Source organism: Parashewanella spongiae (assembly GCF_004358345.1).
In the GTDB taxonomy this organism is placed as follows: domain Bacteria; phylum Pseudomonadota; class Gammaproteobacteria; order Enterobacterales; family Shewanellaceae; genus Parashewanella; species Parashewanella spongiae.
On the sequence record NZ_CP037952.1, the window covers coordinates 3,293,430 to 3,308,062 of the forward strand.

The 14,633-nt window shown below is 37.3% G+C and carries 8 protein-coding genes and 2 pseudogenes; 5 read left to right on the forward strand and 5 right to left on the reverse strand.

Annotated features, from left to right (window positions below; all coding sequences use genetic code 11):
• Positions 1 to 63: 63 nt before the first annotated feature.
• A complete protein-coding gene (locus E2I05_RS12935; protein ID WP_121855003.1) occupies positions 64 to 1,560 on the reverse strand; it encodes a hypothetical protein in 1,497 nt (498 codons plus the stop codon).
• A gap of 284 nt (positions 1,561 to 1,844) precedes the next feature.
• On the reverse strand, positions 1,845 to 5,201 hold the full coding sequence (locus tag E2I05_RS12940; RefSeq protein ID WP_121855002.1) for a hypothetical protein: 3,357 nt from the start codon (positions 5,199 to 5,201) through the stop codon (positions 1,845 to 1,847).
• Positions 5,202 to 6,234: 1,033 nt separating this feature from the next.
• Between E2I05_RS12940 and E2I05_RS12945 the strand changes: the two genes are divergently transcribed.
• Both E2I05_RS12945 and E2I05_RS22590 read left to right on the forward strand, forming a co-directional pair.
• Positions 6,235 to 7,320, forward strand: a complete 1,086-nt coding sequence (locus E2I05_RS12945; RefSeq protein ID WP_121855001.1) for a 3-deoxy-7-phosphoheptulonate synthase — start codon at positions 6,235 to 6,237, stop codon at positions 7,318 to 7,320.
• A gap of 346 nt (positions 7,321 to 7,666) precedes the next feature.
• Positions 7,667 to 7,801 (forward strand): annotated as a pseudogene (locus E2I05_RS22590) (DUF6444 domain-containing protein); the annotation flags it as partial.
• A 190-nt stretch (positions 7,802 to 7,991) separates the two neighbouring features.
• On the opposite strand, the gene ltrA reads toward E2I05_RS22590, so the two are convergent.
• Together ltrA and E2I05_RS12955 are read right to left on the reverse strand one after the other, a co-directional pair.
• Positions 7,992 to 9,272 carry a group II intron reverse transcriptase/maturase gene (ltrA, locus tag E2I05_RS12950; protein ID WP_133309687.1) on the reverse strand — a complete coding sequence of 427 codons (1,281 nt, stop codon included), beginning with the start codon at positions 9,270 to 9,272 and terminating at the stop codon, positions 7,992 to 7,994.
• A gap of 631 nt (positions 9,273 to 9,903) precedes the next feature.
• The gene (locus E2I05_RS12955; protein ID WP_133309688.1) at positions 9,904 to 11,025 is read right to left on the reverse strand and encodes an IS630 family transposase; all 1,122 of its coding nucleotides are present in this window, start codon (positions 11,023 to 11,025) and stop codon (positions 9,904 to 9,906) included.
• Positions 11,026 to 11,077: 52 nt separating this feature from the next.
• Here E2I05_RS12955 and E2I05_RS12960 point away from each other — a divergent pair, with 52 nt between their 5' ends.
• The 3 genes and pseudogenes from E2I05_RS12960 (at position 11,078) to E2I05_RS12965 (ending at position 13,213) form a co-directional block, all read left to right on the forward strand.
• Positions 11,078 to 11,335: a LexA family protein gene (locus E2I05_RS12960; protein WP_121854757.1), complete on the forward strand. Its 258-nt coding sequence runs from the start codon at positions 11,078 to 11,080 to the stop codon at positions 11,333 to 11,335.
• A gap of 36 nt (positions 11,336 to 11,371) precedes the next feature.
• Positions 11,372 to 11,533, forward strand: a pseudogene (locus tag E2I05_RS22595) (IS66 family transposase); the annotation flags it as partial.
• A gap of 630 nt (positions 11,534 to 12,163) precedes the next feature.
• Positions 12,164 to 13,213 carry a hypothetical protein gene (locus E2I05_RS12965; RefSeq protein ID WP_121854756.1) on the forward strand — a complete coding sequence of 350 codons (1,050 nt, stop codon included), beginning with the start codon at positions 12,164 to 12,166 and terminating at the stop codon, positions 13,211 to 13,213.
• 6 nt (positions 13,214 to 13,219) lie between these two features.
• On the opposite strand, the gene E2I05_RS12970 is transcribed toward E2I05_RS12965, so the two are convergent.
• A complete protein-coding gene (locus tag E2I05_RS12970; RefSeq protein ID WP_121854755.1) occupies positions 13,220 to 14,101 on the reverse strand; it encodes a DMT family transporter in 882 nt (293 codons plus the stop codon).
• Positions 14,102 to 14,633 lie beyond the last annotated feature (532 nt).

Below are 14,633 nucleotides of genomic sequence, written 5' to 3' on the forward strand. Positions count from 1 at the left end.
TGGGACGGAGCATCCTCAAATTCAGCAAGAAATAATCTTAATCTCTTGCTGAATTTAACAATTTTAATTTTGATTGGATGTACTTACTTTATAACCCGTTGGAGAATCCATATCAGCCTCTAGAACAAAGAATTGTTCTTTTGATTGCTCATCGAGTATCAATTCAAAATTTGAAAGCACTATATCGCTACTATTTTGCTTTGCTACAACAAAAACCTGATATGTATTATTGAGCAAGTAAATAGAGGTAGATTCAGTATACTGAACTGTTGATTTGTTTAACGCTGTTTCAACAGTTTCATCGCTCCTCACAAAGAAAAACTGCACGCTAGTAAAGTCTTCACTGTCTACAAGGTTAACCATTCTGATTGAATGGTCATAAATACTTGCTCGATTACTGTTTTCAACAACTAATGAATTAATCGTTATTTCAATCTCATCGACAATACCATCGCCATCTTCGTCAACATCACCGTCGCCATCATGATCAACATCATCTTCTTTCAAATAGAAAAATACTGTTTTATTTGAATTTTCAGGCAAGGTTAACAAATGACTACGTAAAATAGCCACGTCTGAATTAGCAACTGTCAGATTTATTCCGTAGTCTCCTTTTGGTAGAGTTAAGCTATCACTGTATTCACCAATTTGAACAGAGCTAATATCTGGTATTTCGGCATTGTTTCCAACAAACAAATCAAAAACTGACTTATAACTTTCTAACAACTCATGTTCAGTTATCCCATTATATACCTGAAATTTTGCTTCAGCATTAAAGTCTATATATTCAGTTGTATTAGAGCTAGTTACTAGATCTAATATATATGGTGACGAACCCGAACCAAAGTTTTTACGAATTACCATCACATACTGAGATGGATATGAGTAATTTATATCTTCTGATTGAAATAATACTTCATCACTTCCGGATTTTGTTATATAAAAAATATAATCATCTTGATCGAACTTTTTATTTTCTGATAACTCTTTATTAGAATAACCACCAAAAAGTTCTGCTTCATTAAACGTTTCATCCGACTTTGATATATAAATATCGGTTCCCTCAGAATCAGGATGTAAATTTAACACTCGTAAATTAAAAAGATCATCGTCTACATCATCCTCATCATCAATCACCTCTATGTCATAAATTTCAACTTCAGGTTGTTCAATGTCCTCACTTAAAACAATTAACTGTATAGCATCTTTCTTTACGTAAACTATACCCTCACTTATTATTTCTAAATCATCACGCTTTTTACTGTCTTCATCTTGCCAAGCTAGTTCATAGTAATAATTACCATCAGAAACTTCCTTGTCTGATGTAGCCTTCCCATATTCAACACTGCTATATGTTGTTTCGAAATCATCTTCGTCATCGTCACCAATATTTTCATCTATTGTTAAGAAAACTTCAGGTGCATTGACTGATGCATTATAAAACTTAACATATCCATTACCATCTGAATCAGAACCACACCCAGACAATCCTAAAATAGAAATAAAAACTATAATTTTTGATTTTTTTACACACGAAAAGATACTGTTATCCAGATTCATATTCCAATCCATATAATATTTTTAGATCCTGCTTAAAAATAAACAGTAGACAATTAAATACATACTGAATAGTACGTTTATATATTTTTCACACTATGTAGAGTAGCGCCTTGGTTATAAGTTCAAAAAATATTATATATTTATAAATCATATCTACTCATTGACAATTTAACAATTAACCAACTTAATTGTTAAATACGAATAACTCAGAGAAATATACTCTGAAGAATATGTAAAAAACTATAAACCACTGCCACCCCTATATTTAATAGAGCAATTACACTTTAATCTGCTCGATATTCTTTTTCGGCCTGATTGATTTCACCTATAAGCTGATTGAGATTTAAACTGACCACTTGTTGTACAGGTAATATGATTGACAAGTCCTCTGTAGATTCAAATAGTCTTTTTCTCTCTTTAGATAACTCACTTTGAACTTGGAAATTGGTCTTAATCGATGTTGGCCTATATAAACCTAACCATTTAATCACTTTTAAACGATTATCCATGGCGGCTAGTAAATTGCCTTTTGCCCCTCGAATTAGCCCTTCTAATTCATTCAGCTCACTAAGGTCAAATGCCATTGTTTTTAGCAGTAACTTCCCTAAAGGAAGATGATTTGATAAGTCAGCAGTTAAATATTTCAGCGCCTTTTGATACCCAGCTATTGACTTTGAAATAACACAAGAAACGCTTTTTAACTCAGAAAAATTATTAAATTGACTAGAAAAAAATAGTAGCTCATCCGTTTCAACTAATGGATTAACTTTTAACCACTCTTTGGAACTTTGGATATCTATTGCCTTTTGAGTTTGATCTGGAATTTCTTTAATGGCCTTCTCAAATACCCTCATCATTTCATCACTAAATTTATTACACTTCCTTCCTAAGTAACAAGCTCTTCGAATTATTTGTCTTGATGAATACATACCTGCACTGGTTACGTCAGTCCAAATCTGGGCTCTTTCTAGATCGGTAGTCGCTTGCTTGAGAGCACTATTTCTGTGCTTTTCTCCATTTTGAGTATCGCCTTTTCTATATAATAAAATAGCCTTATTCAATTCAACTTCCCAAGCGCTAAGAGCGTTTTCCTTACTTGATGCACTTGCACTTAGTAGAGACACTCCCGATTGTTCTGAAGTTAGCTCAGATGAACATGGCTCCGTTTCACGCTCCACTTCGTGGCAATTCTCAAGTTCAGTGAGTTTACCGTCACTCATAGCGCGCTGCTTTTCTAGCAATGCAAATCTTTCTTCTTGCTTCTTATCATGAGCCTTAATTTCACTCTCAATTTTTTGTTTTTTATTTGTAGCCTCTTTAACCACTTTTTTAGCCGTCAATGTAGAGTTTTCTATCGTTTTTTGCTGCTCCTCATTTACATTTATACCGCCTTGAGAGAAATCGCCAACTAACTCTAATAAAATAACTGCCGAGTTATAATGCTCTGGACTCCCTAAATAATCATGGTTTATAGCCGTTTGAAGTGTTCCTAAAAACAAGACAATTAGTTTTATTAAATTTTCTTGCGCTTCATTTTTATCATCAACATCAATGCACTTTTTCAAGTGTGGTAGCAAACTTACTACTGAACAACAAATTTCAAATTCTTGTGAATAAAGCCCTCTCTCAAGACAATTAACAAGAGCCATAATAATATTCTCAATGAGTTCAGGGCTGTGTTTTTCAGTCTTAAAAATTGATGTTGATAACATGGTGAAGTAAGTATGAACTAAAAGACGCCAAGACTCTGTGTTAGCTTGAGTTAACTCTGATTGACTTTCGATAGATAAAATATGAACCGAACTTGACACTAAGTGTAAAAGTGTCCTGAAACATTCAAGCCTACTTTTACAATCTATTGAGTAATACATATATTTCAATATTGAAGTTGAAATAATCTCACACGCATGTAACCTTTTCGTTTCATCTGAGCCTGTTTCTCCATTCACTTCTCGTAAAATGGTGTCAGCGATTAAATAGTTGTAGTTAGCTATGTTTTCATACCGATCAAGACCTACCTTAGTTATTGCTCTCTTTTCACCGTATTGTGGTTGACTTTTACTTGAGTTTCTCAAGGAGTATGAAAAACATAACTTCCCCATATATGGAATTTGATCAGCTTCCCCTTTACGTAAAAAACCTTGCTTTTCAAATAAAAATAACTCTCCGCACATTTCCGCTGCATCAGGACAAACACCTTCTACAAAAAGCATAACTTCTTGTTGATGCCTGCATAATTCTTCATCCTTTATAGAACCACCGAATTTCTCCTGAAATAACTCTTCAATTTTTTTATCTTCAAGTTTTGTGAGAGCGCCTCGTGTTAAAGACTTCTTTTGATATTCACGTGCTGCTGCCGAAATGTGTTGTGATTTTTTACTTTTCATTCCGCCTAATGAAATTCCATCTAACGTATAAAAAGCCTCTCGTACTTTCATTTGAATTTCGATTACTGTCGCGTTATTTCTAGATAAACTAGAAAACCTTAACAAAATATTCCGTTTTGTAATTAAGTGTTCAACCAAACTCTCAAATGAACAAGCGCTGCTTCTAACCCTTTTACTCCCTCTATGCTCATCTTTAGGTTGAATAACGTCAGATGCATTATTTAAAGGCAAGGCTTTAGCTCTGGAACATGACTCATGAAAAAGATTGATGAGCATGGTGAACTCCCAAGGATCGATAAGATGGTTATTACCATTTGATTCAATAAATTTCTGTATATCTTGTAATAGTGAAGGTTCACGGTACCCACTACTCAATAGTGAGATAAATCGACTTACATTTGACACGAAATAAATTGCAACCGACACAGGACTTCCCTTGGGTTTAAAACTGCAACCAATTCCCTTAGTTAAACGGTTAGTAGAATTTTGAGGACAGATGAATTTTATGTTTAAAAAAGGCTTATCATTCAAACAATATAAGATATTTGTTTTGCATTTCTCATTCTCTGATTTCAGCTTGCACGCCGATAATTTGGTTAATTGATTACTTTTTTTCTGCTCATACTTTATACACTGGAAGGCAACATATTCAGCAACTTCGAGTTTTTTTGGTGTCTCGACATACACGCACAATGAATCAGCATTACCTATGTCTATATCTTTAAGATACTTTATTCCATTATCAACACAGATCTGTGCCATAAGCATTTCTGCTATTTCACCGCCATATTGTGGAGAATTGGGGCTATTGATATTTTTTAAGGCAAGAAAACGAAAGAGATTATTTATTATACTGGATTTAAACACTACAGTTGAAATATCAACCTTTTTGGATAAGGTTAAATTTAATTCGCAAACAGATTTATCAAAGTTGGCCGTTTCATTCACACTATTGACAACAGAAGTTGATGGTTGAACATCATTAAGCAACTGTTGATTTTCTGCATCCAGCGATGAAAAACTGAAATGAGTACAATCAATGGAAGCTGAATCTGAAGCTGAAAGAGTCGAGTTACTGTGAAAACATTTCAGACAACAATAGATCTTTTTTGCTGCCATGGCGCCAATTTTCACTACATACCTTTCATCCCACTCAGTATCACTATTAACTGATACCGTAACAAGGTATTGCGAACTTTCTGGCTCGTCAAACAACTTGCAGACCGACATATCATGACTTGTAACAGCTTCCAATATTTCACAACCATAAAGTCAAATAAAACATATTAATTATCAAGTTGATAAGGTAAAGAAAAATATTAGTAACTAAATAAAAATTAATTTGGGATATACATTTTAATGCTCTGCATTTGTTATATAGAATCATTTAAACTCAAATCTACTCATAAAACCTAAATCTCATATTTAAACTCTGTGTATATTATACCAATTACAGTAATTTATTTCTCACTCTGTAAGAGATAAAGGTTTTCAGTACAAGGCGCATGTTCGAAGTACTATATTCCCTACGGCCGCCATACAAAGCTGGCGTTCAACGCACTTCGTGCTTTTGTCGGGGATAATTCAAGAACGTGCTACGCAGTAATGGAAACTTTTAGCCTTGCCCTTCGGGAGCTTGTATGCGCACACTTTGGTTTATAAAGAATACTCCACAAAATTATCTCAACGTAGATAACTATGTTTTCACCAATTTCGTTTGCACTTTGTGCGCATACATAGCTCTGAGTTGAGCATTTAATTACTGTAATTGGTATTAATTACAAATTCGGTAATCAACAGCAGACTTTTGGTTTGTAATGCAAATAGTTTTTCTTTTTTCAAAATTATCTATTGCAATTATCCTAATCATCTAGTTATTATGTCTGCATGAAAAGATTAATTACGCGCCTCACCAACATAAATAACTACTTTGCTCAACAAAGCTTGGTAGCGAGTTCGAGTGCGTATTATTGGTGGTTTAACTATGGCTATTTTAGTCAGGAGTCGGTTCGCCGATAGTTAAACTATCATGGCAGTCCCGGCGAAAGCCAGACTGCCACAGGGATTCCAGAACCCCGATTGGCAGTCAGCCAGTCGGGGTTTTTTATTGGCAATTATTTGTTGTAACAAGTAAGGAGCTGTAAGTGGAATCACTCAGCAAAAGTATTTTTTATCAACTCTCACGCCGCTCAAATGGGCGATTTAGTTGCGGTGGGCTAATTTCGTATTGGCCTGCTGCGAGCTGACTCAACCCCAACATTTAACAAAACATAAGAGAGAAATAAAAATGAAAAATGCTATCAGCCCAGTAAATGAGCCAGCTGAAATTAGTTGTTCTGCCGCAAACGATATTGTCACGCGCAGAATATTTAGCCCTAGCGATTTAAAAAAGCAGTTTAATTTAGATTCTGAACTTAAATTTCAAATTCAAACTCAACGCAATCAAATTAAAAATATTCTTAACGGTAACGATGACCGATTACTAATTGTTGTTGGTCCTTGCTCAATTCACGACGAAAAAGCAGCCATTGAATACGGAACCTTTTTAGCCGATTTTAGTAAAACCGTTTCTGATAAAATGCTGCTTGTAATGCGTGCCTATGTTGAAAAACCAAGAACAAACATAGGTTGGAAAGGTTTTGCTTACGATCCTGATCGTGATGGTATTGGCAATATTGAACAAGGAGTTCTCCGCTCTCGCCAACTCATGATAAAACTAGCAAAGCTTGGATTACCTTTGTCGACAGAAGCTTTAAACCCACTGGTAATAACTTATCTAGATGACTTAATAAGTTGGACAGCAATTGGAGCTCGCACTTCGGAATCGCAAATACATCGTGAAATGGTGAGCAACCTCAACATGCCGGTCGGAATTAAAAATAACACCAACGGTTCAATTGATACTGCAGTTAATGCCATGATTTCATCTAAACATAGCCACCACACGCTAGGTATAGACGATGATGGTCATATTGCGATGATAAACACCCCATGTAATCCACATACTCATCTGGTTTTACGTGGCGGAAAAAACGCATCCGGTGTGTCACTCACAAATTTTGATGCTTTAAGTATTTCTGAATCATCAAAATCATTGGAACAATCGGGAATGAATACGAAAGTAATGATTGACTGCAGCCACGATAATGCGCAAAAACAACACCATAGACAAATTGAAATAGCCAAAAATGTCGTCACACAACGATGTAATGGAAACATGAATGTCATGGGACTTATGCTTGAAAGCTTTCTAAAAGAAGGCAATCAAAGTATGAATGGAGAGTTGATTTATGGAAAATCAATTACCGATCCTTGTATTAGCTGGAACCAAACAAAAGGTCTATTGGCAGAGTTATCCCAACAAATGAACTGAAGTTTCATTATATAATAAGTCGTAACACAAATGTTTACCAGATTGCCTACAAAGCTTAGCTAAATTTGGCTGAGCTTAATGGGTAATCAGGAATACTTAATCAATTCGTAACTATTCATCATGACGCTTTGAATTGTACAAAAAGACCACACTTGAATCACTAAGTGGAGCGATCATTTGACCGATCTATTCAGTATGCCATCCTAGCTTCAACTTAACTCATCTACTGGTTTATTTTGAAAGTAAGTGGCATCGACATCGAAGCAACCATCGCTAGCGTAAAGCAACAGTTGGAAACGGATAAAACCGTTACGCCTGCATTAAAGCTGGCGATTAAGCCTTATTAATGGTTATCGTTTTACTTGCCAATCGCTTAGGTTTGAACAGTAAAAACAGTAGTAAGCCACCATCAACCGACCCTGACAATAATAAAGACAAAAAGCCTCGTAATAATAACAAGGCTGGCGGGCAAAAAGGTCATACCGGCACGACGTTAAGACAGGTCAAAAATCCTGATAGTATTGAACCCATCAAAATCGATAAACGTTTATGTAGAGTAGGCTACTGGCTTCGCTATCGCTTATCCAGCAGCCCCTCTTCGATTCCGTGCATGAGGTTTTCCCTCACACGGCTCTGTTGTTACACTTCTCTCAGCCCCTTCACTTTGCTTATCATCTTGTCGTGGGTAAATACTCAAGACCAGCTTGGCGTAATTTTTCGTAAGCACCTCGTGATAGATACTTGCTTCGACGTTGACTTAAGCGACGATGCCAGCGATAGAACCGGTTTACTACAAATCCATTTATTCTGAAAAATACACCTCTGGGATAACCTATCCCAGCAAAATAGTGTTTCCATCCCCTCAGAACTTGATTAACCTTATTTATCAGTACGCCAAGTGTATTTGAGGTTCGGTGTTTCACTATGTCTCTGATTTTATTTTTCAGCTTTGTTTGGCTCTTCTTAGACGCCTGTATCTTGATGTAACTGGTGCCTTTGATGAGGCCTGTGATCCGTTGAAAGTTAAAACCGAGGAAATCAAACTCATTCATCAGCTTTCCCATATCCACACAGTGGGTTTTACTTTGATTTAGCTTCAGACCTTCATCACTTAATTGCTGTGTTATCCAGTCCAGTTGCTCTTGTGTGTAGGTTTGCTTATGAAGTACAACAAAATCATCTGCATAGGTAACGATTTTACACGGTGTTTTTTCGTGTATTTTCAAACAGAAATCGTTGAGATAGATGTTAGCCAGTGGTGGAGAGATAACTCCGCCTTGCGGAGTGCCACATCGGCTTGCTTCTATTCGCCATTTCCCGTTGACCGTCTCTATGCTGATGGGCGCTTTGATAAAGCTTTTCAGTAAACTCAGAAAGCTGCTGTCGCTTATTCGCCTTTCTACTTTTGCCATCAACTTAGCGTGCGGGATGGTATCGAAATAGGCGCTCAAGTCAGCATCGAGTACGTGCTGATAGCCTTGTTTTAGGCTCATTTCAATGACTTTTACCGCTTGCTGGGCGCTTCGACATGGACGGTAGCCATAACTGTGTTCATGTAAATGAGGTTCGTAGACGGGTTGCATCACTATTGTCATCGCCATTTGCACAATTCTGTCACTGATTATCGGGATCCCAAGTTTCCGCGTTTTGCCGTTGTCTTTGAGTATTTCTACTCGTTTGACTGGGCTAGGTCGATAGTTTTTCTGTTGTAATTGAGTTTGAATTTCTTTTAACAGCGCAACGACTTTCTTTTGCTGCTCTAGATAACTGAATGTGATGCCATCAATTCCTGCTCCGCCTTTATTGGCTTTGCATCGTCGATAGGCTTCTTCGAGTATATCTAGGCGACTGAGTTTATCGTACAAGCTGTAAAATCGAAGCTCCGAGTTAAGCTTTGAGCGTAAGTAAAGTTTTCGCTGTAATATTCTGATATTTACTGGAGTGTTAGCCATATGGCAATTTCACCTCAAAAGTTACGTTAAAAAACGGGTGTAACACTGAGCCCCTTCCCTGATGTGAAGTTATGTTGTCTTCACGGTTAACGGTACTATGGGCTCATCCGACTGCCTGAGCGCCCTATCTGAAATTTCGGTTTACCTTATATTCGGATAGTGGAAGTCACTACCTTCCAACACTCAGGCTCTCCCACGTTCACTTTATTTCCTTCAATACATGCCACTTCATATTACGCCGGAAGATCAAACAGATGCATTTACCAGTTGCTTCTCTGTTTGTGTCAGGGTTCGTCAACTAGGAAAGACTCCCCATCTTCATTTTTTGATTTACGACGCTTAACTGAATTCGCTTGATGCTGCGGCCTACATTGCATCTCAACCTTTATTCAAGGCCTTTGTCACAGGGCTTCATGTCATAGCGGTTACCCATTATGCATGCCCGTCAGATTTCGGGATGAACTGGTAATTATCCCGTCAGGTACGTTTCAACCTGATGGACTTATTATAAATAATAACGTTGCTGTCTCTGGTTTATGGCCATGTAATCGCTTGGCTGCGTATACGTTGAGACAAATCCCGCAACAGAATAAAGCGCTTCGTGGCGCTCCCTAGTACCTCGACACAAAAGTTATGATTGATTGATATTTGCATAAGCTTTCGTGAATTTCTCACGTGCACCGTCGACATTAAACATCCAGTTTATACTTGCCTGCTCATCGTTTCTCCGCATCTCCCAAGCCGAAAGCTCTTTGTGCAGCATTTCCCAGCTTTCTATGCGACGATCTAAGCATTGTTGATTCATATTACCGATTTCTCTTTCAACCATATTGAGCCAACTGGCATGCTTAGGCGTGAAATGAAATTCAAGTTTGTTCAAAATCCTTAGCGCCTCTTCTGGCTTAAATGCTTTGTATAACGAGCCTGCCGTATGTGTCGTGTAATTATCCATTACCACATGAATTTTATGTGCATCCGGATAGTGTTCATCGACAAGTTCTTTCATGCACTGAGCGAAATCGACTGCGGTCTTACTCTGTGTTGCCTTAGCCTTTCTCCAGCCTCGATGGCGGTCAAAAAACATGAAAATATTAGCCACGCTAACCCGCTTATATTCATAATCGATTCTGGGTGATTGCCCTGATTTTACTGGGGATGGAGGGGCAACATCTGAAACCAATTGCTTCATCGCTTCGTCAAAATTAACCACTGGCTCAGCTGAGTTTTTAGGGCGAGCATAAACATCTAAAACATGTTCCATTTGTGCGATGTAATTTGCATTCATATTGCCAACACACCACATTTTTTTCTGCCAAGGTTTTAAGTCGTTTTCTTTAAAGCGTCTTCGCACGGTTTCTGTCGAAACTTCATCGAGTTCAGTTAATGCGATAAGTTTTTCCGTGATTAAACTCAATGTCCATCGACAAAGTCCTTCTGGTGGTTTGCTACAGGCTAAGGCAATAAGCAAGGCTTCTTGGTTACCATCCAAGCACCGAGGCATGCCGCTTCGGGCTCCTTCATTCAGAGCAGCTTCAAGACCTTCCTCAACAAACTGTTTCTTTGTTCTATAAATGGTTGCTGTACCAACATTAAACGCTAAAGATATTTCTTTATCTTGACTCATTCTATTGTTCGACATGAGCAAGGTGTTGGCTCGTTTCAATTTTCTAGCCGATGTTTTCCCCTTTGCAATCAAGTAGACTAGGAACGATTTTTCTTCGTTTGAAAGCTCTACTAAATATTTGATGTTCATGGCATTATGGAGGTAGTTAACAATTACCATAATTGATCACAAAATGAGAAACATGTCGATCCCTGAGCCAGAAAAAGCCCCATTTACAGAGAAACAAGGTCAGTATTTAACGTTCATAAAAATGTACACAAAGGTAAATAAAGTCCCGCCTGCACACACAGATTTTCAAGAATATTTTGACGTTCCCCCACCGACCGTCAATCAAATGATAAAGGCGCTAGAAAATAAAGGCTTAATTAGAAAAAAACCTAAAACGCCACGCAGTATTTACGTGCTTGCTCTGGATGAATTAATACCAACTTTAAAGTGAGTTCAATCGATCATCTTCACTGTGTTTGGGTACTAGAAAATTTCAGGTTGCTTCCGAAGCGAAGAGGGAGCGGAAATTTTCTGTGTGGTTCGCAGTCACATATCAAGCTGTCGCAAACAAAGTATCAGCGCATCAACTGCCCTACAACTACTGTTTACTGGGCATCTTCCCGATATTTTTGTTCAACAGGCTGAATAGTTACATCAATTCTTTATTTATTCAGTACTGCTTAGTAATACCAATTACAGTAATTAATCTCTCACTCAGCAAGAGATAAAGGTTTTCAGTACAAGGCACATGTTCGAAGTACTATCGGGATAATTCAAGAACGTGCAACGCAGTAATGGAAACCTTTAGCCTTGCCCTTCTGGAGCTTGTATGTACTCAAATTACTTCACAAAATTATCTCAACGTAGCAATGTAATAACGACAGTTTTGTATGTCGGTAATAACTATGTTTTCACCAATTTCGTTTGTACTTTGTGCGCATATATAGCTCTGAGTTGAGCATTTAGTTACTGTAATTGGTATAAAACCAATCACCAGTATGCTTCATCAGGGTAAACGCATGAATGTTTTTCAAGCGAAAAAACCGTAAACTTTATAAGCCGTCATTCCCGTGAAAACGGGAACCCAGTGACTTTGGCTATTGGAATATTAGGCGCTAGATTCCCTCTTTTATGGGGATAACGAAATTACCGCATTGAATTGTTTGTATTTCACTCACTTGTGCGATTACCCTGTATGCTTCATGAAAAATATATAATTTGCCACCAAAGCAATTCTTAGAATAAAATCCTTCAAACACTCAATAGGCAAGGATTATCTATGGCGATTACTCCCTCTGTTTCACCTGTTTTGTTATTACAAACAAATGAAAGCGATTTTGGAAGTTATCCAATGCCCTCTACTCCAAGTTCTGAACAAACTAACTTAGATGACGAAGAATATACTGTAAATTGTATTATCGCTGAAATAATTAAAACTTTAGGTTTCTCTGTTTCAGAAAAAAAATCAAAACTAATTTCAAAAATTGTCAAGACTGACAATTTTCATACATGCTTAGGGGCTATTAATCAACTTAACCACAGAATAGGAAAGTGGAACCCCATCAAATTTCACATGACCGAAAAAAGTAGAAAAAATGATACAGTTACCCATGTGCTTATAATGACTAATGGAACAGATCAAATCTCTGAAATTAAGGAAATAACTACAACAATAAGCTCTCAGTCTAGATCAATACACCCTGAAGCCGTTACCTGTTCGGGAGCCAGTTTACAACAAGATACTAGAAATGCTGCGCAAACCTTCCCTATTCCACATTCCCTAATGCCAATAAAAACTAAACCGAATGTATATTCTCAAGCGACTCCCCGCCTTGAACCAATTGAAGATAAAAAAAGAGTTACTCAAACATCAAAGTTTAAAAGAGGTACTGCTCAAATTCAACTAACCAGCAGAGCTTTTCCCCAAACTCAACATATAAATATAGTTGCAGAGAAATGCAAATTGAATAATCAAAAAGTTAAACTCTTACCACGGAAACAAGTTTCATTTAATCCGTTCTGTTTCCAGTCGTCCAACCAACATCTAGAACGAATACAAGGGTCAAAAACATTACCAAGGCCTGTCCCACCTACAAAAAAATACGAATCAAAGCCGTTAGCTAAAGTATTACCTCAGCCTCAAAAGTTCCCATCTAACCGTGGATTTAAACCTTTCGGCCATTTAACTGTTAGGCCTGAATTTTTAAGTAAAAGAAGTGCTGTAAGTATGAAAAATCAACCTAACAGAAGCCAACAAATGACTAAAAGTAGTGAAAGTATTCTCCCACCACTCGTCAGCCAAAGGTTGATACTTCACTCAAAAAAATAAGTTAAATCAAACGACTGTTATTTTCTTTTTAAACATTTTCAATGGTACTTGAGAAATTAACATGCCAAGTAGCATAAAACCGCACCCCATCATTTCTCTTTCAGACAGCATTTGATTTAATATCCACATACCGCCTATTGCAGCAAAAACAGCTTCTAAACTTAAGATTATTGCAGCATGGGAAGGGTGAGCTTTCTTTTGGGCTACGATTTGTATTGTATACGCAATCCCCACTGAAACGACTCCACCATAGAGAAGTGAACCACCAGCAGCGATAACATTAGCCATCGTTGTGGTTTCAATGACAAAAGATGTCATTAGGCTCAATATGCCACAAATCACAAACTGTATAAACGCCAATACTAATGGTGAATGTTTCACAGAGTAATGATCGATTACTAGAATGTGACAAGCCCAAAAAACCGCGCCGGCCAATTGCAAGCTATCCCCGTAACCAATGGATAAGTCATCTGAAACGCTAAGAAAATACAAGCCAACAACCGCTAATAAACAACCAAGCCATGTGTTTAAACCTGTACTGTGTTTCAGTGCCAGCCCAAAAATTGGCACGATTACAATATATAGACCTGTAATGAATCCTGCATTTGCAGCAGTAGTGTATAAAAGACCAACTTGCTGAAATGTCGCTGCAATAAAGAGAATGACTCCCATTGCAACAGCCCCTGTCATTAGAGATCGCTTGTCACCAATGACGAGTTTGTTTTTCTTTTTATAAAAATATAACAGTGGCAATAAACTGATCGCTCCCACAATAAAACGATAACCATTAAAAGCAAAAGGTTCTAAATGCTCCATCCCTAAGACTTGAGCAATAAAACCAAAACCCCATAACGCGGCAGTGAGAAGTAATAACAAATTCGCGATCAAGACTAGTCTCCACAATAAAACAAAAAGTTGATGTTACATTTCTGTATACAATTTTCAAGCAGTAAAATAGCGACTAATAAATATGTATAACTGACATTGCGCACACGGAATAGCTATGTGGTTAAGGTTGAATAAGAAATCACTTTTATTTATGTTTTACTTAAAATTAACCGATATGAACATTTTTACAACGCAAAAATAAGTAACCATTCATTTTAGATTTTTAATAGATGTGCTCAATGTCAGGTATAATAGTGATATAATACCAATTACAGTAATTAATCTCTCACTCAGCAAGAGCTAAAGGGTTTCAGTACAAGACACAAGCTCGAAGTACTATATTCCCTACGGCCGCCATACAAAGCTGGCGTTCAACGCACTTAGTGCTTTTGTCGGGATAATTCAAGTGCTTGTAACGCAGTAATGGAACCCTTTAGCCTTGTCCTTCGGGAGCTTGTATGTGCTCAATAAAGAATACTTATCAAAATTGTCTTGACGTAGCAATGTAATAACGACAGCAGTGTATGTCGGT

What these genes read in the sequence shown, in the direction of transcription:
- E2I05_RS12935 (WP_121855003.1), bottom strand. Translation starts at nt 1,560, where the DNA reads ATGAATCTGGATAACAGTATCTTTTCGTGTGTAAAAAAATCAAAAATT.
- E2I05_RS12965 (WP_121854756.1), top strand. Translation starts at nt 12,164, where the DNA reads ATGGCGATTACTCCCTCTGTTTCACCTGTTTTGTTATTACAAACAAAT.
- ltrA (WP_133309687.1), bottom strand. Translation starts at nt 9,272, where the DNA reads ATGGCTAACACTCCAGTAAATATCAGAATATTACAGCGAAAACTTTAC.
- E2I05_RS12945 (WP_121855001.1), top strand. Translation starts at nt 6,235, where the DNA reads ATGAAAAATGCTATCAGCCCAGTAAATGAGCCAGCTGAAATTAGTTGT.
- E2I05_RS12955 (WP_133309688.1), bottom strand. Translation starts at nt 11,025, where the DNA reads ATGAACATCAAATATTTAGTAGAGCTTTCAAACGAAGAAAAATCGTTC.
- E2I05_RS12960 (WP_121854757.1), top strand. Translation starts at nt 11,078, where the DNA reads ATGTCGATCCCTGAGCCAGAAAAAGCCCCATTTACAGAGAAACAAGGT.